General features: G+C 34.1%; 15 protein-coding genes and 2 tRNA genes. 7 read left to right on the top strand and 10 right to left on the bottom strand.

The features are described from left to right. Window positions 1–271: 271 nt before the first annotated feature. Window positions 272–2,491, bottom strand: coding sequence for a polyribonucleotide nucleotidyltransferase (locus AC2DZ0_RS08800; protein WP_484489702.1), 2,220 nt, complete (start codon window positions 2,489–2,491; stop codon window positions 272–274). A gap of 128 nt (window positions 2,492–2,619) precedes the next feature. Further along, complete coding sequence (gene rpsO / locus AC2DZ0_RS08795; RefSeq protein ID WP_484489701.1) at window positions 2,620–2,889, bottom strand: 30S ribosomal protein S15; 270 nt, start codon at window positions 2,887–2,889, stop codon at window positions 2,620–2,622. Between the two features lie 176 nt (window positions 2,890–3,065). On the opposite strand from rpsO, the gene AC2DZ0_RS08790 reads away from it, so the two are divergent. Further along, window positions 3,066–3,920: a hypothetical protein gene (locus tag AC2DZ0_RS08790; protein ID WP_484641329.1), complete on the top strand. Its 855-nt coding sequence runs from the start codon at window positions 3,066–3,068 to the stop codon at window positions 3,918–3,920. 41 nt (window positions 3,921–3,961) lie between these two features. On the opposite strand, the gene accD is transcribed toward AC2DZ0_RS08790, so the two are convergent. The 3 genes from accD to tamL form a co-directional block, all read right to left on the bottom strand. Then, window positions 3,962–4,819, bottom strand: a complete 858-nt coding sequence (accD, locus tag AC2DZ0_RS08785; RefSeq protein ID WP_484489699.1) for an acetyl-CoA carboxylase, carboxyltransferase subunit beta — start codon at window positions 4,817–4,819, stop codon at window positions 3,962–3,964. A 101-nt stretch (window positions 4,820–4,920) separates the two neighbouring features. Beyond that, window positions 4,921–5,988, bottom strand: coding sequence for a class II fructose-bisphosphate aldolase (gene fbaA / locus AC2DZ0_RS08780; protein ID WP_484641328.1), 1,068 nt, complete (start codon window positions 5,986–5,988; stop codon window positions 4,921–4,923). Window positions 5,989–6,135: 147 nt separating this feature from the next. Continuing rightward, a complete protein-coding gene (gene tamL, locus AC2DZ0_RS08775) occupies window positions 6,136–8,640 on the bottom strand; it encodes a translocation and assembly module lipoprotein TamL (RefSeq protein ID WP_484641326.1) in 2,505 nt (834 codons plus the stop codon). A 181-nt stretch (window positions 8,641–8,821) separates the two neighbouring features. Between tamL and AC2DZ0_RS08770 the strand changes: the two genes are divergently transcribed. Continuing rightward, on the top strand, window positions 8,822–9,556 hold the full coding sequence (locus AC2DZ0_RS08770) for a TrmH family RNA methyltransferase (protein WP_484641325.1): 735 nt from the start codon (window positions 8,822–8,824) through the stop codon (window positions 9,554–9,556). Between the two features lies 1 nt (window position 9,557). Here the strand turns inward: AC2DZ0_RS08770 and porT are convergent, their stop codons facing one another. The 5 genes from porT to AC2DZ0_RS08745 form a co-directional block, all read right to left on the bottom strand. Beyond that, window positions 9,558–10,277, bottom strand: coding sequence for a type IX secretion/gliding motility protein PorT/SprT (porT, locus tag AC2DZ0_RS08765; RefSeq protein ID WP_484641324.1), 720 nt, complete (start codon window positions 10,275–10,277; stop codon window positions 9,558–9,560). A 30-nt stretch (window positions 10,278–10,307) separates the two neighbouring features. Next, window positions 10,308–11,039, bottom strand: a complete 732-nt coding sequence (ubiE, locus tag AC2DZ0_RS08760) for a bifunctional demethylmenaquinone methyltransferase/2-methoxy-6-polyprenyl-1,4-benzoquinol methylase UbiE (RefSeq protein WP_484489694.1) — start codon at window positions 11,037–11,039, stop codon at window positions 10,308–10,310. A gap of 12 nt (window positions 11,040–11,051) precedes the next feature. Further along, window positions 11,052–11,948: a NifU family protein gene (locus AC2DZ0_RS08755; RefSeq protein WP_484641322.1), complete on the bottom strand. Its 897-nt coding sequence runs from the start codon at window positions 11,946–11,948 to the stop codon at window positions 11,052–11,054. A 111-nt stretch (window positions 11,949–12,059) separates the two neighbouring features. Beyond that, the gene (locus AC2DZ0_RS08750; protein WP_484641321.1) at window positions 12,060–13,472 is read right to left on the bottom strand and encodes an OmpP1/FadL family transporter; all 1,413 of its coding nucleotides are present in this window, start codon (window positions 13,470–13,472) and stop codon (window positions 12,060–12,062) included. 42 nt (window positions 13,473–13,514) lie between these two features. Further along, a complete protein-coding gene (locus AC2DZ0_RS08745; RefSeq protein WP_484641319.1) occupies window positions 13,515–14,423 on the bottom strand; it encodes a hypothetical protein in 909 nt (302 codons plus the stop codon). A gap of 106 nt (window positions 14,424–14,529) precedes the next feature. Between AC2DZ0_RS08745 and proS the strand changes: the two genes are divergently transcribed. The 5 genes from proS to rpsT (AC2DZ0_RS08720) all read left to right on the top strand — a co-directional run bounded on the left by proS (window position 14,530) and on the right by rpsT (AC2DZ0_RS08720) (window position 17,044). Further along, on the top strand, window positions 14,530–16,008 hold the full coding sequence (gene proS / locus AC2DZ0_RS08740) for a proline--tRNA ligase (RefSeq protein WP_484641318.1): 1,479 nt from the start codon (window positions 14,530–14,532) through the stop codon (window positions 16,006–16,008). A 185-nt stretch (window positions 16,009–16,193) separates the two neighbouring features. Then, a tRNA-Glu gene (locus tag AC2DZ0_RS08735) sits at window positions 16,194–16,265 on the top strand. A 28-nt stretch (window positions 16,266–16,293) separates the two neighbouring features. Further along, a complete protein-coding gene (gene rpsT, locus AC2DZ0_RS08730; protein ID WP_484489689.1) occupies window positions 16,294–16,545 on the top strand; it encodes a 30S ribosomal protein S20 in 252 nt (83 codons plus the stop codon). A 147-nt stretch (window positions 16,546–16,692) separates the two neighbouring features. After that, window positions 16,693–16,764, top strand: a tRNA-Glu gene (locus AC2DZ0_RS08725). Between the two features lie 28 nt (window positions 16,765–16,792). Further along, on the top strand, window positions 16,793–17,044 hold the full coding sequence (rpsT, locus tag AC2DZ0_RS08720; RefSeq protein ID WP_484489689.1) for a 30S ribosomal protein S20: 252 nt from the start codon (window positions 16,793–16,795) through the stop codon (window positions 17,042–17,044). Window positions 17,045–17,059 lie beyond the last annotated feature (15 nt).

The raw sequence follows: 17,059 nt of genomic DNA, 5'->3' as shown, positions 1-17,059 counted from the left end.
GAACAATTGTTCAGGGCTTTTTTTGTATATACTGTGTTTGATTTATAGGGGTATTCATTGTCCCTACAAGTTTATATGCGGCAGAATGGTGTGTTAAAACGCGATAGAACTGTACCTTTGAACTATAAGAAGTGGGGTATAGTTACATCTTGAATTTCAAATGTACTATAAGTAAACTTTAGGGGTAAACTCTCGTAGAAATACGAGAGTTTTTTGCATAAAAAAAGCCCATCAATAACTTGATGGGCTTTTATAGTTTTAAGAAAAAAGATTAGTCTTTCTTTTCTCTTGGTTTTCTGTCGTCTCTGCGGTTATCGCGTCCACGGTTATCTCTACCTTTAGAATTATCTCTAGGAGGTCTAGCAACATATCCTTCTGGCTTTTCTAATAAAGCTTTACGAGATACTTTTTCTTTACGAGTCTTAGGGTCTGTTCCGAAGTATTTTACTTCAAACTCATCACCCATATTGATCACATCAGAAACGTTTTCTGTTCTTTCCCAAGCAATTTCACTTACGTGTAGTAACACTTCGTTTCCTGGTGCATCTAAATACTCAACAACAGCACCAAAATCTAGCATTTTGATAACTTTTACTTTGTAAGTATCTCCTTTAACAGGTTTGAAAGTGATAGAGTCTATTTTCGCTAGAACTTGCTCAATTCCTTCTGATCCTGTTCCTAAAATCTCAACAATTCCTTCTTCGGTAACAGGGTCCTCGTTGATCACGATTGTACATCCTGTAACTTTTTGTAATTCTTGAATGTTTTTACCACCAGGTCCAATTAAAGCACCAATAAATTCATTAGCAATACGCTTAGTAACCATTTTAGGAGAGTGAGATTTCACATCCTCGTTTGGTTGAGCAATTGTTTCTGTAATTTTATCTAAGATATGTAAACGACCGTCACGAGCTTGTTTCAATGCGTTTACTAAAATTTCGTATGATAAACCTTTTACTTTGATATCCATCTGACAAGCAGTGATACCATCAGCAGTTCCGGTAACTTTAAAGTCCATGTCTCCTAAGTGATCTTCATCACCTAAAATATCAGAAAGTACAGCATAACGATCACCGTCAGAAATTAATCCCATTGCGATACCAGATACTGGTTTAGTCATTTGAACCCCTGCATCCATCATTGCCATAGTACCTGCACATACAGTTGCCATAGATGATGAACCGTTAGATTCTAATACTTCAGATACAACTCTTACTGTGTAAGGGCAGTCGTCAGGTACCATTCCTTTTAAAGCTCTTTGTGCTAAATTACCATGTCCTACTTCTCTACGTGAAGTTCCTCTTAAAGGTCTTGCTTCTCCTGTACAGAAAGGAGGGAAATTGTAGTGTAAGTAAAAACGCTCTTCACCTTCATTTGTCGGTGAATCAATGATATTAGCATCTCTAGAAGTACCTAAAGTTACAGTAGCTAATGCTTGAGTTTCCCCTCTTGTAAATACAGATGAACCATGTGTAGAAGGTAGGTAATCTACTTCACACCAAATAGGTCTAATTTCTGTAGTTTTACGTCCATCTAAACGCAAACCTTCTGCAAGTGTTAATTCACGCACAGCTTCTTTTTGTGCTTTATTAAAGTACTTTCCAACTAAGTCTCCGTAAGCTTCTAATTCTTCTTCTGTAAAAGCAGCTTTAACTTCTTCTTTAACTTCAGCAAAGGCATCCGTTCTTTCTACTTTCGAAGTTCCTTTTGCAGCAATAGCATAACATTTATCGTATGCTAAACCATTAATTTTGGTAGCTAATTCTTCGTTTTCTTCTGCTACAGCATACTCACGAGTTTCTTTTTTACCAAAAGCTTCAGCTAATTTTACCTGAGCAGCACATTGTATTTTAATAGACTCATGTGCAAATTTAATTGCATCTGCCATTTCTTCTTCAGAAATTTCGTCCATTTCACCCTCTACCATCATTACTGATTCAGCAGAAGCTCCAATCATCATGTCAATATCAGACTCTTCTAATTGAGCTCTTGTAGGGTTGATAACGAATTCTCCATTTATTCTTGCTACACGTGCCTCAGAGATTGGTGTCTCAAAAGGGATATCGCTTAATTGAATAGCAGCAGATGCAGCTAATCCAGCTAAAGCGTCAGGCATAACGTCTTCATCATGAGACATTAATTGAACCATTACTTGTGTTTCTGCATGGTAATCTTTAGGGAATAATGGACGTAAGACACGGTCAATTAAACGCATAGTCAATACTTCTGCATCACTTGGTCTTGCTTCTCTTTTAAAGAAACCACCTGGATACTTACCAGCAGCAGCAAATTTTTCTCTGTAGTCTACCGTTAACGGTAAAAAATCTACATCACTTTGTTTGTAATTAGATACAACGGTACACAACAACATTGCTTTTCCCATTTGCACAACAACGCTACCATGAGCTTGTTTTGCTAATTTTCCTGTTTCTAACGAGATTGATCTTCCATCTCCAAGGTCGATAACCTCTCTAAATACTTTTGGAATCATACTTTAATTTCTAAATTTTGTTACTAAAAATGTGTGTGTGTTGTTTCGGGGTTGTTGAATTCCCTGTGGAGTAAAATACTAGTACCAAAAATAAAAAGAGGCAATGAATATTGCCTCTTTTAGAGTTTTTATTTTCTCAAGCCTAATTCCTTGATGATTGCACGATATCTTACGATATCTGTTTTGATCAAGTAATCAAGTAAACTTCTACGTTTACCTACCAACTTAACAAGTGAACGCTCTGTGTTGTAATCTTTACGATTGTTTTTTAAGTGCTCAGTTAAGTGATTGATACGGTGTGTGAACAACGCGATTTGTCCTTCTGAAGATCCAGTGTTTGATTCTGATCCTCCGTGCTTTTTAAAAAGCTCTTTTTTTCCTTCAGCTGTTAAATACATGCTAACATTAAATTTTAATTAATAATTTTTATGTATTGATAAGTATTTTATCAAGGCCGCAAAGATACTATTATTTTTGTATTTAACAATTTGTTTGTAGATTTATATGCCTCCAATTAAACCTTTTACTAGTTTTGTAGTCAGAGAGTTAATGTTAAACTAGCTAAATTTAAATTATGATGAAAAAAACAAAGTTATTTTATTCGTTTCTACTAATGGTAACAATGCTCTCAATTACTGGATGTGAAACGGACAATGGTATAAATGTAGAAGATGTTTCTAAAGAAACGATTGTTTCTATTGAGGAAGGTGATGCAGTAATTGATGAACTTGTCGCAATTTTTGAAGAAATTTATATTGATGAAGAGCTTTCTAGTGTGGCATCCAAAACGGAGAAACGAAATAAATATTTACCGGATTGTGCTGTAAAAACAGTGACAAAAGAAGCTGGGGTTAAAAATGTTATTATTGATTTTGGAGAGGGATGCACCTTAAAAAACGAGAAAGTTTTAAAAGGAAAATTATTGATGACTTATACGAATGATAAATCATTAAGAAATAGGTCGGTTACCCATGGTTACGAAAACTTTTATATAAATGACAAACAAATTTCAGGAGAGAGTAGCTCCGTAAAAGTTTTCTCAAATGAAAATGGTAATCGCCAATCAACTTTTACAGAAGCTATCTTGATTACATGGGATTCCGGAGAAACTGCTTCGAGAGAGGGTACGCGAGTAACTGAATTGATATCAGGTGAGGCGCAAGACGGTTGGGCATCAAAGGTATATGAGATATCTGGTAATTGGACATCTACTTCAAAAAATGGAGACGTTCACTCGGTTGAAATTACCCAAAAACTTCGTAAGGAATTGACCTGTAGGTATATTGTTAGTGGTGTAAAAGAAATTTCCAAAACAAATAAAACGGGTAGGTTAGACTTTGGAGATGGTAGTTGTGATGCACTTGCTACGTTTACTGATGCTGATGGAGTAGTAGTAGAAATTGAATTGCAAAAAAATAAAAGAAAATAGAATTGTGTAAAAATAAAAAAGCCCCATAATTGGGGCTTTTTTTATGATCTTATTTTTTGATTTGAAATCAAATCTATATAAAGGTTGATTTGTTTTTTCAATTCTTTTCTTTCGTAAATAGCATCTAAGAAACCATGTTCCAATAAAAACTCAGAGCGTTGAAATCCTTCAGGTAAATCTTTACCAGTAGTATCTTTAACAACACGTGGTCCTGCAAAGGCAATCAATGCATTAGGCTCTGCAATGTTGATATCACCCAACATTGCAAAAGAGGCAGTAATACCTCCAGTAGTTGGATCAGTACATAGAGAAATGTAAGGAACTTTTGCTTCGGCTAATAATGCTAATTTGGCAGAAGTTTTTACCATTTGCATTAATGATAAAGGAGCTTCTTGCATACGAGCTCCACCTGATTTAGAGATCATTAAAAATGGAATTTTATGTTTGATAGAATAGTCAATTGCTCTCGCAATTTTTTCTCCTACCACACTTCCCATAGATCCACCAATAAAAGCAAAGTCCATACAAGCTATTACTAAATCTTGTCCTAAAGATTTTCCAACAGCAGTTCTAACAGCATCTTTCAATTTTGTTTTTTTCTGGGCGTCTTTTAATCTATCTGGATATGCTTTTGTATCAGAAAAATTCAAAGGATCTGCTGCTTCTAATGAAGCATCTAATTCTTTAAATTTATCATCAAATAATATTTCAAAGTATTCTGCGCTACCAATTCTTACATGGTATCCATCCTCACGACTAACATAAAGATTTTGTCTTAAGTCTTCAGTATCAACAATTTTTCCGCTAGGAGTTTTGTACCATAATCCTTTAGGTACATCTTTTTTAGCTTCCGTAGGGGTGTTGATTCCTTTCTCTATTCTCTTAAACCAAGCTGACATAATTTATTCTGTTTTATAGTGGGCTAATTTACTAAAAAAATAAAGAGAAACTGAAATTAAATTCAGTTTCTCTTTTTGTAATATTTAAAATGTTTTTACTCTTAAAGAGTGTTCACATTGTTTAAGTCTTCGAAAGCTTTGATCAAACGTGCTTTTAAAGTTGCTTCACCTTTACGTAACCATACACGTGGGTCGTAGTATTTTTTGTTAGGTGCTTCAGCTCCTTCTGGGTTACCAATTTGAGATTGTAAGTATGCAGAGTTATCAGCGAAATAATCTCTGATTCCTTCCATAAATGCATATTGTAAATCTGTATCGATATTCATTTTGATCGCTCCATATCCGATAGCTTCTCTAATCTCTTCAACAGAAGATCCAGATCCTCCGTGGAATACGAAGTCAATTGGGTTGTGCTCTAAACCGTGTTTTTCTTCGATGAATTTTTGAGAGTTATCTAAAATTTTCGGAGTTAATTTTACGTTTCCTGGTTTGTAAACACCATGTACGTTTCCAAAAGCAGCAGCTACAGTAAATCTTGAAGAAACTTCAGAAAGTTGCTCGTAAGAGTAGTTTACTTCTTCTGGTTGTGTATATAATTTAGACTCATCAACATCAGAGTTGTCAACACCATCTTCTTCACCACCAGTGATTCCTAATTCGATTTCTAAAGTCATTCCCATTTTGTCCATACGCGCTAAATATTCTTTACAGATAGCGATATTTTCTTCTAATGGCTCTTCAGATAAATCAATCATATGAGAAGAGAATAATGGTGATCCAGTTTCAGCAAAGTGCTTTTCTGAAGCATCCAATAAACCATCAATCCAAGGCAATAATTTTTTTGCAGCGTGATCTGTATGTAAAATTACAGGCACTCCATAAGCAACAGCTAATTCATGTACGTGTTTTGCTCCAGCAACAGCTCCAGCAATAGCAGCTTTTTGATCAGTGTTATCTAATCCTTTACCAGCATTAAATACAGCTCCTCCATTAGAAAATTGAATAATAACAGGTGCATTCAATTCTTTAGCTGTTTCTAAAACAGTATTGATTGTGTTGTTACCTGTTACGTTTACAGCTGGAATTGCAAAGTTTTTTGCTTTTGCCAACTTGAAAATTTCTTGAACTGCATCTCCTGTAGCAATTCCTGGTTTAATATTGTGACTCATGGTATATATTTTTTTATAAAAATTTGACACAAAAGTAACAATTTTAAATGATAATATGTTGTCTTTAAGTTAAGATGCACTCAGAAAAAAACGAAATCGATGTAGGAAAATGTGATTTTTGATGGGGTGTTTTTGAGAATATGCTCTTTAAAAAGGGTAGTTTATCCCGATATTTATAACCGATCTGCTAAAGTTGTAATTTCTAAACCATCTATTCCCTTCTAGATAAGGTTCGTAAGTTTTAAACCCTAAGTCTGTTCTAAATACGAAAAAACTAAAGTCATAACGAATACCAAATCCGGTTCCAATGGCACTATTCTTTATAGATTCTAAACTAGTAAACTTATCACCAGGGGCTGATACTTCTGAATTTGTGATATCCCAAATATTTCCTGCATCAATAAAAAGTGCGCCTTTAAATGTTTTTGTAATACCAAATCGGTACTCTAAGTTTGTGATCAACTTCAAACTACCCACGTTATATTCTAAATTATTACTGTTAGAACCAGGTCCAAGTTCATATGTTCTGTAGGCTCTAATGTCACTAGACCCACCAATGAAATAACTACTTGTAAAAGGTATATCCTTAGAGTTGCCATATGGAACTGCTATACCCACAAAAGTTCTAGACACAAGTACTGTTGATTTGGAAGGAGTCCAATATTTAATAAATTCAAAATCAGTTTTCGCATATTGCGCGATTGGAGTATCTGCTATAGTTTTGACACCATCTGCATTGGTTGTTTTTACTAAAGCTGTGGAAAGATTTCCGGCAGCAACAAATTTAGCTTTGAAAAACATATAATTGTTATCCTTGAAATCGCTTTTAGTAGTATAGGTAAAAGAATATGTAATTGCCGGTATTACAAAATCGGTAGTAATAATTTCATTTCTTTTTTCAATATTTTTTGCAGTTTGATAAGCTTCGGGATCCACTTGTTGAAAGTCGTCGTCAATTTTTTCATCGATAAATTGTAATGCATTATCTTCTGTAAGAGGGTAGTCTGGAAAATACTCTTGCTGGATGGCTACCAAATCATTATACTGAGAGGAATAAATGTAAAAGTACTGGTCCTTGTTTAAGTTTTTTACATATTGTGCATTTATTGGCTCAAAGGTGTGTTTTACTCTTTTATTTGGAGTCCAAGAATAATCTACAAAAGAAGTTATTTTTTGTTTATCTAATCCTATGTTTTTCTGAAAACCTGTACCTATTGAAAATAAGGTTTTAGGAGCCATCCTTTTATCGATAAAGGAGTCCCAACCAAATGGCATTACTATTTTTGGAACCTCTAAAGAGGCATCAGCACTAATTTCCCATGAACTAAAAGGTCTGTCGTCATTGCTTCCTAAGTTTTTGGCTACATCAAATATGGATCCTTTAAATGATAATTTGAAAATTTCGGCATTCCTAAAAGTATTTCTATTGATAAATGAGAATCCCCCTGCAAATCCTAATTGTTTTACATTGGAATGGATTACTTCAGTATTCATACCTACAGAATACTTTTTTAAGGGACTCAATACAATAGTTGCTGATAGTTCATCTTCATTAACTTCTTGGTATTTTATTTTCACCATCTTAAAGTTCTTTAATAACTTTAGATGCTTTCGAGTCAGTGATCGAGCGCTGTCTTTATAGATATCTCCAGGTTCTATAAAAACTGCGTTTAGTAACGATTTTGGGTTGTATTTTAACTTGTCATGTGAATAAAAATGAAAACCGTTATAGATGGTAGTATCTTTAAAACTTTCGTTTTTTCGTTCATAGCTATAGTCTGTAAAAATTCCAATTTTGGTTATTTTTTGGACTTTTAATGGTTTTGTTTCAATAACCCCTTCGTTCTCTATCAACCTGTCAGTAATTTTTAAAATTACATCTGTTTTATTATCGGCCGCCAACGTGTCTATTTCATGGAAACCTATCTGGTTTTCTGCGAAATGATAAATTCCTGAATTTCTAAAGGTTCTGGTAATTCTATCTGCCTCCTTTCGGAAATTTAGATCCCTATATATTTCTCCTGATTTAATAAAGGAATTGCTTTTTGTGATTCGATAAATAGAGTCTAAAGTTTTAGAATCAATAATGGTTTTAATGGAGTCTAAACGGAAAGGTTTATTTTTTGTGATATTATATCGTACATCTGCTTTTTCAACTTTTAATCGAATATCATAGTCAACTTCCGCGTTGAAATACCCATTGTTAAAATAATAGTTTCTTAGCTTTTCTGTAGTTTTTTCGGCTTTTATCTCATCTAAAATAACGGGGGCTTGTCCTCCTTCTAAAAACCATTTGTTTCTGGAAGCATGGGATTGTTTCAAACGTTCGGTTTGTTTTTCTGAAAATATTTTCCTGAGAGCCTTAAAGGTTTTTGGGTTTCTTTCTACACGTTTTGCATAATTTTCTTCATAATCTTTATCTCCAAGATTATAAAAATATAGAGGAAACATAATTCCAAGAAAAGTGGTGTTCGGACGCTGAATTACAAAATCCTTAGCCTCATTATCAAGTTTATTTTTATCGTCTATGTAGATTTTGTTTTTAGATAGCATAAACTCTCCATCAGGAACATATTTTGTAGAGTTACAGGCATTGAAAATCAGTACGATTCCAATATAGAATATAAATGATATCTTATAATTTTTAAGCAACAATAACCTGGTTTTATGAGTTTCAAAAATAGTACTTTTGAATGGTTAATTCATATATCTTCTTGTTGTTTGGTTTAGAATTAATTTTTCCTGAGTAAAAAGTGTACTTTTGCCGTGTTAACTAGCAGATTTTGTTAAAATCAAAAATCTTGCCTTTTATCTTTACAAGATTGTTTTTTATATGGAATTATCAAAAAATAAAATAAAACTCATAAAGAGTTTGGAGCAAAAGAAACAACGCGTAAAACATCAGTTGTTTGTTGCTGAGGGTAAAAAAGTAGTAAGAGAACTTTTAGACTCTTCATTAGAATTAGAATCTTTATTTGTTACAAAAGAGGCAGCAATATTATTTGAGAATGAAGTTTATGTAGAGATATCAGAAATGGAATTAAAAAAAATTAGTTCCTTAAAGTCACCGAACGGAGTTCTTGCCTTGTTTAAAATTCCTACAGAGGATAAAGTTAAAACAGAAGGACTAATTGTTGCATTAGATGCTATTAATGACCCTGGTAATTTAGGTACAATTATTCGACTTTGTGATTGGTTTGGCGTAGATCAATTAATATGTTCTGAGAATACTGTAGATTGTTATAATACGAAAGTAGTTCAGTCTACCATGGGTTCTTTGTCTAGAGTTTCTATCGTTTATAGTTCATTAGAAGGGTATTTAGAAAAAACAAAGCTTCCTGTCTTTTGTGCTGATATGGAAGGTAAAAATGTTTATAAATCTAAGTTGCCTTCAAAGGGTGTTTTGGTGATGGGAAACGAAGCAAACGGAGTTTCCGAAACTATAGAAAACCTGTGTTCAGATAAAATTATGATTCCTAGGTTTGGGAAACTACAAGAAACAGAAAGTTTGAATGTAGCGACAGCAACGGCAATTCTTCTAAGCGAATTTCAGAGAAACACTTTGTAGTCTATTCAAATGCTAGTTTGATAAAAAGACTTCTAGATCCCATGAATTCTATTGGGTCTGTCCATGGACTTGGACCGTTTTGAGCGTTGTCATAATAAATTTCATTTGTCATTGCAAACTGTCCGCGAATGGATGGTGAAAATTTGAAATAATGGAAATAAAAATCAAAACCGAAACCTATTTCATACATGAAATTATGGGTACGTGTTCTAAATTGACCACTAAAATTGTCATCAGTACTTTTTTGATTACTTGAAAAATTATAATCGTATGAAAAACCACCTATTAGATAAGGTTTTACGTTGTTTAACCTAAAGGCGCTATACTTAATTAAAATAGGTACATGTAAATATGTTGATTCTATTTTTGCCTGAGAAAACTGGTCGTAAACACCAAGATTATTGTTGTCAATAAAATATAGGGTACTCTCGTTACTTATCAATCCTGGTTCTAATCTTAGATTAAAATGCTTGTCTATTTTCATGTCAGCAATTAAACCAACATTAAAACCTGTCTTGCTGTCAAGCTCAACACTTGTATTTGGGAAGTCATTCTCTTTGTAACTGATTTTGTAGTCACTATTGTTCCATCCTAAATAAAATCCCCAGTGCAATTCATGTTTATCAAAACTTGGTAATTGATTCACTTTTCTGTGTTGAGAAAAAACACAAGTTGACAAAGCAAATAAGGGTAAAATAACAAGTAATTTAATTTTTTTCATTGTCCAATAATTTCAAAATCAGCAACTATATTAGTTTTTAGTTGCTGAGTAAATAGAGGCTACTCCAAATGTAACAGGAATATCTATACAATTACTAAACCCATTTTTTTCTAAAATATTGTTGAAGGCCTTTCCAAAAGGAAATGCATTGGCAGATTCTGAAAGATATGAATATGCAGTTTTGTCCTTTGAAAACAATTTTCCTACAAGAGGTAAAATAAATTTTGAATGTATTTGATAGCCTTGTTTGTATGGGGTTTTAGTGGGTACAGCTGTTTCTAAAACTACAAAAGTTCCACCAGGTTTCAGTACCCTTAGAATTTCTTTTAAACCTTTGTCTAAATTTTCAAAATTTCTAACACCAAAAGAAACAGTAATGGCATCAAAATAATTATCTTCAAACGGAATGTTTTCAGAATCTCCGAGGACCATTTTTACAAGGTTGGATAATTTTTTCTCAGCAATCTTCTCTTTTCCTACTTCTAACATTCCTGCAGAAATATCCAATCCAACTACCTCATCGGGATTTAAATCAGCCATCATGATGGCTAAATCTCCTGTTCCGGTGGCAATATCTAGAATTTTCTTAGGTTGGTTTTTACCAATAATTTGAATAACTTTTTTTCTCCACTTTACATCTATTCCAAATGAAATTACTCTATTCAGGCCATCATAATTTTCTGAAATAGCGTCAAACATTTTTGCTACTTGCTCCTTTTTACCCAGTTCAGAGTCTTTGTAAGGTGTTATTTTTTTTGACATATTTATTAAAGATTAACCGTTTACGGCCATAACAGCGCTTACTTTATTAGGTAGCATTTCTTTCAACATAGTTTCAATACCATTTTTCAGTGTTACTGTAGAAGATGGACATCCACTACAAGCTCCTTGTAAAATAACATTTACTACTTGAGTTTCCTCATCATATGATTGGAAAACAATATTTCCACCATCTGCCGCAACAGCAGGTTTTACATATTCTTCAAGAATTCCAGCAATGTCAAGAGAAGTACCTTCTAGTTCTTGAATATCAACTGTTGGTATTTCAACTTTCGGCATCTGCATTGTTTCATCAATAATAAGCTTATTTTCTTCTATGTAAGTTTTTATAAACTGTCTTAAGTCATTAATGATGTCTGAATTCCATTCAACGCTATCGTTTTTTGTAATGGAAACATAATTCTCAGCAATATATACCTCTTTAACAAAAACATATTTAAAAAGTTCAGCAGCCAGAGGGGAGTTCGTTGTTTCTGATTCGTTTTTATATTCGAAGTCTTTTTCTGTCAATAAACGATTGCTTCCGAATTTCATTACTTCAGGGTTCGGAGTACTTTCTGCGTAAATTTCAATAGAGATTTTCTTAGGTTCTGCAGCGCTCGTTACAACTTCATTCCCCTGATTTAAATACATTTCAATAAGTTCTCTGATTTCATGTTCTATATCAGACCATTCAACAATGTCGAATTTTTCTATTGCAATAAAATTTGCACTGATAAAAACTTTACTTACAAATGGTAAATGAAATAATTGCTTTGATAAAGGAGATTCCTTTGTCTCATCTACATTGTTGTATTGATAGCTACCACCTTGTGTTAATAATTGGTTGCTGTTGAATTTAACAATACTCGGATTGTTGGTTGCTTCTATAGTAATTTGATGTTTGCTCATCTTGCTGAAAATATTTTATGCAAAAATAAGCTAATTACTCCAAAAATTGAGAGAGTTGTATCGAAACTTCAAATCCAAGAATAAAATGTATCTATCTGCCTAAAGGTTGACTTAAAAAGTAAAAGATAGCGTTGTTGTAATTCTGTTACTTGCATTTAAAAGAGAAATATCATTTACAGGTTCTGAACTGTGATAAATAGAATAAGTGTCATCTATTTCTGTATATTGATATGCGAAATCTAACTTCGCATGTTTGAATTTCAGACCTAGACCAGCCGAAACACCTTTTTTATAAATTGTATTTTCTTCAGATTTATAAGGGCTTTCTTCTAAAAATGAACCTCCTCGTAGGCTAATTTGGTTGAATCTAAGTTCGCCACCAGCACGAACACCTCTTGCTGTGGTCAATGTATTGCTTATTTCTTCTGATTCCGGTCCAAAATTATAGCCATCTTTTAGTCTTATCAAACCATAGTTTTTTTGATGATAATCTACACTAATCAAACCATGCTGACCAAGGGTTAATGCTGCACTTGCAGTCCATTTTTCTGGGGTGTTTAAGTTGTATCTATAAGTTAATAATTCAGGGTAACTTGAGTTGGTGTTAGAGTAGTTTTCAGTAATGTTACTACTGCTAATATCAAGATAACCTTGTTCTTTAAAATGAGTATAAGAATTGTTTGGGTCATAATCTATTGCATTTGACTCTTCAATAATTTCTGGGTGCCAAACTGGACTTTGATATGCAATACCTAAACGTAGGTTTCTAAAGGGTTTTAGAATAACTCCTATTCCTAGAGAAACCCCTGTACTTTCCTCAGAAAGGAATTGGTCATATAACGCATCTAATGTATTTCCGTTTTTATCTGAATTGAATTCAGTTAAATACGTTTCTTGGGAGAACTCTATTGTATGAAAGTTTAACGCAGCACCTACGTAAAAGAAATTTTTATAGGCAGAGGATAAGGAAAAATTATAAACTTCATGTTTTCCATGAGTAGTGTTCGTGAAAATTTGTTCGTCCGCGATGTTATAAGGCGTAAAAGTGTTGCCATATGGGTGTAAATCATATCGAACATAATTGGCATTATTGCCCCTGATAGTATAGTCTCCTCGAAAATCATTAATCATACTATAGTTGAAACCTAATGTGAATTTAGACCAATCTGAACTTTGGTATGGTGCGTCAAAAACAAGGGCCATTCCAAACTGAGGAAATCTTGCACTTGAGTTCGCGTTGTAAGAAGTTTTATCGTAATAAGTCGCATCGGTATTTAAGTTGGTGTGAGAGTATGTTAAAGATATTTCAGTTCTTGCGAATACAGCACCACCAGCTGGGTTTTGATACATAGAACTTAATTCCCCTCCAAGAGCTCCAAAGGCGCCACTCATGGCATTGTATCTAGCGGAACCGTTGTAGTTTTCTTGACTGAATAGTACACCCAGATCTGTGTAACTTATACTTTGAGACACTAAGGTACTGCTCACAACGAATAAAATTGAAAATAAATATATTTTTTTCATTATTGTGGTTTTAGGCGGTTGATAAATATAAAAGGAGATGTATTAACGTCTCCTACTGCTACTTCTTGAAGAACTAGAAGATCTTGACGAACTAGATCGGCTCGATGTGGCACTTCTACTTCTACTTGAGGAACTTGATCTTGAAGGTGAATAGCTTCTAGAAGAGTTGCTTCTTGAGGAACTGCTGCTAGAGTATCCGGAGCTTCTTGAAGAGCTACTTCTACTACTGTTTGGAATATAACTTCTGCTGTTTCTACTACTTCGATTGGAAGAGGTAGAAGTACTTCGAGAAGGACTTGTATGTCTTTTGTATGTGCTAGAAGTGGCGTAATTAGAGCTACGTCTTGAGGAAGTAGGTTTGTAGTTGCTAGAGTTTCTGTATACTGAACTTCGTCTACTTTGTGTAGTTCTACTTCTGTTGTAGTTAGAATTTTTACTATATGCGTTAGAACGCGAGGTATTGGTTGCCAAATACCTTTGGTTATAGTTGCTTCTTTTTCCGTAATAAATATTACTTGGGTATCTGTGGTAATGGTAGCTATAATACGGCGGGTAATACATCGGACTATAGAAATTTACACCATAATAGGCAGTACCGTAGAAAAAGGGATCATAAAATCCAGCCGTCCAATAAGGTTCAACCGTGTTGTTTATATAAACATTGGTAACGTTATTTTCAACGATGTCAGGTTCTAGGTAATAATCTCCTTCAGGATTTTCAAGTTGCTCATAATATAAATCTTCTTCTATATCTGCCACGCCGTTAGAAAAAGTTCTGTAAGGGTCGTTAATTTCTTGTTGCTGAGTTTTCTTTTTCTTTGGTGTAGGGTAAATTCCATCGGGGTTTTCCGCGTAATATTGCGAAGAACCACAAGATGAAAGTCCAATTAGTAAAAGTAGGATAGGAGTAAAGCCAATAATTTTATCGAAATAAGTAGTTGTTAGTTTCATAATCCTTGATTTTTTATTGTTGAACAATCTAAATTTAATTAGTTTTGCCAAACGATTTCAGCTGATATTATGTTGAAATTACAATATTTATGCCAAACTTTTATAGATGAGCGGGAAATTAACAAAACGTAGTGAGGATTACTCAAAGTGGTACAATGAATTAGTTGTCAAAGCTGACTTAGCAGAAAACTCTGCAGTTAGAGGTTGTATGGTTGTCAAGCCTTATGGTTATGCCATATGGGAGAACATGCAAAAAGTGTTAGATGAAATGTTTAAAGAAACAGGACACGAGAATGCATACTTTCCTTTATTAGTCCCGAAAAGCTTGTTTGAGGCAGAAGAGAAAAACGCTGAGGGCTTTGCAAAGGAGTGTGCTGTGGTAACACATTATAGATTAAAAAATGATCCTGATAAAGAAGGGAAATTGATTGTTGATCCTAATGCAAAATTAGAAGAAGAGTTGGTAGTAAGACCTACCAGTGAGGCGATCATTTGGAATACATATAAAGGATGGATTGAGTCCTATAGAGACCTTCCCTTGTTGGTAAATCAGTGGGCAAATGTGATGCGCTGGGAAATGAGAACACGTTTGTTCCTAAGAACTGCGGAGTTTCTTTGGCAAGAAGGTCATACAGCACATGCTACAAAAGCCGAAGCACTAGAGGAAACAACTAGAATGCAAGATGTTTATGCTGAATTTGCTGAAGAATATATGGCAATGCCGGTAATAAAAGGTGTAAAAACTGAAAGTGAACGTTTTGCCGGAGCACTAGACACCTATACTATTGAGGCATTGATGCAAGATGGAAAAGCATTACAAGCTGGAACTTCTCATTTTTTAGGTCAAAATTTTGCAGAAGCTTTTGATGTGAAGTTTACAACTAAAGAAGGGAAAAAAGAACATGTATGGGCAACTTCTTGGGGAGTGTCTACTCGTTTGATAGGTGGACTAATCATGACGCATTCTGATGATTTAGGATTGGTGTTGCCACCTAAATTAGCTCCAATACAAGTTGTGATTGTACCTATTTTTAGAAAAGATGAACAATTAGAGGCGATTTCAGAAAAAGTTTCTGGAATTGTAAAGTCTTTAAAGAAAAGAGGGGTGTCTGTTAAATTTGATAATAGAACAACGCACAAACCTGGATGGAAATTCGCTGAATACGAATTAAAAGGGGTTCCGTTAAGAATTGCGATGGGGCCGAGAGATCTTGAAAATGGAACGCTAGAATTGGCAAGACGAGATACTTTAACTAAAGAGATTGTTGAGCAAGAGGGGATTGAGGATAAAATTGTGTCTTTGTTAGAAGAGATCCAAGATAGCTTATTGGAGAAAGCAAAAACATTTAGAAATGACCATATAACAAAGGTTGATGATTTTGAAGAATTCAAAAAAGTTATTGATACTAAAGGAGGTTTTGTTCTAGCTCACTGGGACGGAACAGAAGAAACTGAGGATAAAATTAAGGAACTTACAAAAGCCACGATTCGTTGTATTGCTTTAGAGCAAGTAGAAGAGGAGGGAGTATGTGTGTTTTCAGGAAAGCCTTCCTCAAAAAGAGTACTTTTTGCAAAGGCATATTAAAAAAATATAATTTTTGTTTGCAGAAGTTGAAATCTAGTGTATCTTTGCAACCGCAAATCGAAAGAGATGCATTCGTTTTTTTACTTATTGATCGCAAAGAAAATAACTTGAAATAAAATTTAAAATTTATTTGTAGGTTTTATAAAAAGTTGTATTTTTGCATCGCTTTAAAAAAGCAAACAATTGGTCCGTTCGTCTAGGGGTTAGGACGCATGGTTTTCATCCATGTAACAGGGGTTCGATTCCCCTACGGACTACGAAAATTAAGTTTTAAGAAATTAAGTTATGGCAAATCATAAGTCAGCATTAAAGAGAATTAGAAGCGATCGCGAGAAGCAGTTGAGAAACAAGTATCAGCACAAGACTACTCGTAATGCAGTGAGAAACCTAAAAGCTCTTACTGAGAAGAAAGAAGCTGAAGAGAAGCTTCCTGCTGTTGTTGCGATGTTGCACAAACTTGCGAAGAACAATGTGATTCACAAGAACAAAGCAAGTAACTTACAAGCTAAATTAACAAAGCACGTTGCAGCGTTATAATTAGATAAAACTTACAATATAAAGCTCTAGGAGAAATCTTAGAGCTTTTTTATTTTATGTAAAAAATAAATTATTTTTTTGGTAAAAAACTTTGCAGAAACTAGAAAAAGTTATATTTTTGCCTCGCTTTAGAAAAAGCAAACAATTGGTCCGTTCGTCTAGGGGTTAGGACGCATGGTTTTCATCCATGTAACAGGGGTTCGATTCCCCTACGGACTACAAAAATTAAGTTTTAAGAAATTAAGTTATGGCAAATCATAAGTCAGCATTAAAGAGAATTAGAAGCGATCGCGAGAAGCAGTTGAGAAACAAGTATCAGCACAAGACTACTCGTAATGCAGTGAGAAACCTAAAAGCTCTTACTGAGAAGAAAGAAGCTGAAGAGAAGCTTCCTGCTGTTGTTGCGATGTTGCACAAACTTGCGAAGAACAATGTGATTCACAAGAACAAAGCAAGTAACTTACAAGCTAAATTAACAAAGCACGTTGCAGCGTTATAATTGAAATAAAGCTTA

The organism is Flavicella sp. IMCC45668 (genome assembly GCF_057219105.1).
This window is presented reverse-complemented; position numbering and strand designations above follow the sequence as displayed.

What these genes read in the sequence shown, in the direction of transcription:
- AC2DZ0_RS08800 (WP_484489702.1), bottom strand. Translation starts at nt 2,491, where the DNA reads ATGATTCCAAAAGTATTTAGAGAGGTTATCGACCTTGGAGATGGAAGA.
- rpsO (WP_484489701.1), bottom strand. Translation starts at nt 2,889, where the DNA reads ATGTATTTAACAGCTGAAGGAAAAAAAGAGCTTTTTAAAAAGCACGGA.
- AC2DZ0_RS08790 (WP_484641329.1), top strand. Translation starts at nt 3,066, where the DNA reads ATGATGAAAAAAACAAAGTTATTTTATTCGTTTCTACTAATGGTAACA.
- accD (WP_484489699.1), bottom strand. Translation starts at nt 4,819, where the DNA reads ATGTCAGCTTGGTTTAAGAGAATAGAGAAAGGAATCAACACCCCTACG.
- fbaA (WP_484641328.1), bottom strand. Translation starts at nt 5,988, where the DNA reads ATGAGTCACAATATTAAACCAGGAATTGCTACAGGAGATGCAGTTCAA.
- AC2DZ0_RS08770 (WP_484641325.1), top strand. Translation starts at nt 8,822, where the DNA reads ATGGAATTATCAAAAAATAAAATAAAACTCATAAAGAGTTTGGAGCAA.
- porT (WP_484641324.1), bottom strand. Translation starts at nt 10,277, where the DNA reads ATGAAAAAAATTAAATTACTTGTTATTTTACCCTTATTTGCTTTGTCA.
- ubiE (WP_484489694.1), bottom strand. Translation starts at nt 11,039, where the DNA reads ATGTCAAAAAAAATAACACCTTACAAAGACTCTGAACTGGGTAAAAAG.
- AC2DZ0_RS08755 (WP_484641322.1), bottom strand. Translation starts at nt 11,948, where the DNA reads ATGAGCAAACATCAAATTACTATAGAAGCAACCAACAATCCGAGTATT.
- AC2DZ0_RS08750 (WP_484641321.1), bottom strand. Translation starts at nt 13,472, where the DNA reads ATGAAAAAAATATATTTATTTTCAATTTTATTCGTTGTGAGCAGTACC.
- AC2DZ0_RS08745 (WP_484641319.1), bottom strand. Translation starts at nt 14,423, where the DNA reads ATGAAACTAACAACTACTTATTTCGATAAAATTATTGGCTTTACTCCT.
- proS (WP_484641318.1), top strand. Translation starts at nt 14,530, where the DNA reads ATGAGCGGGAAATTAACAAAACGTAGTGAGGATTACTCAAAGTGGTAC.
- rpsT (WP_484489689.1), top strand. Translation starts at nt 16,294, where the DNA reads ATGGCAAATCATAAGTCAGCATTAAAGAGAATTAGAAGCGATCGCGAG.
- rpsT (WP_484489689.1), top strand. Translation starts at nt 16,793, where the DNA reads ATGGCAAATCATAAGTCAGCATTAAAGAGAATTAGAAGCGATCGCGAG.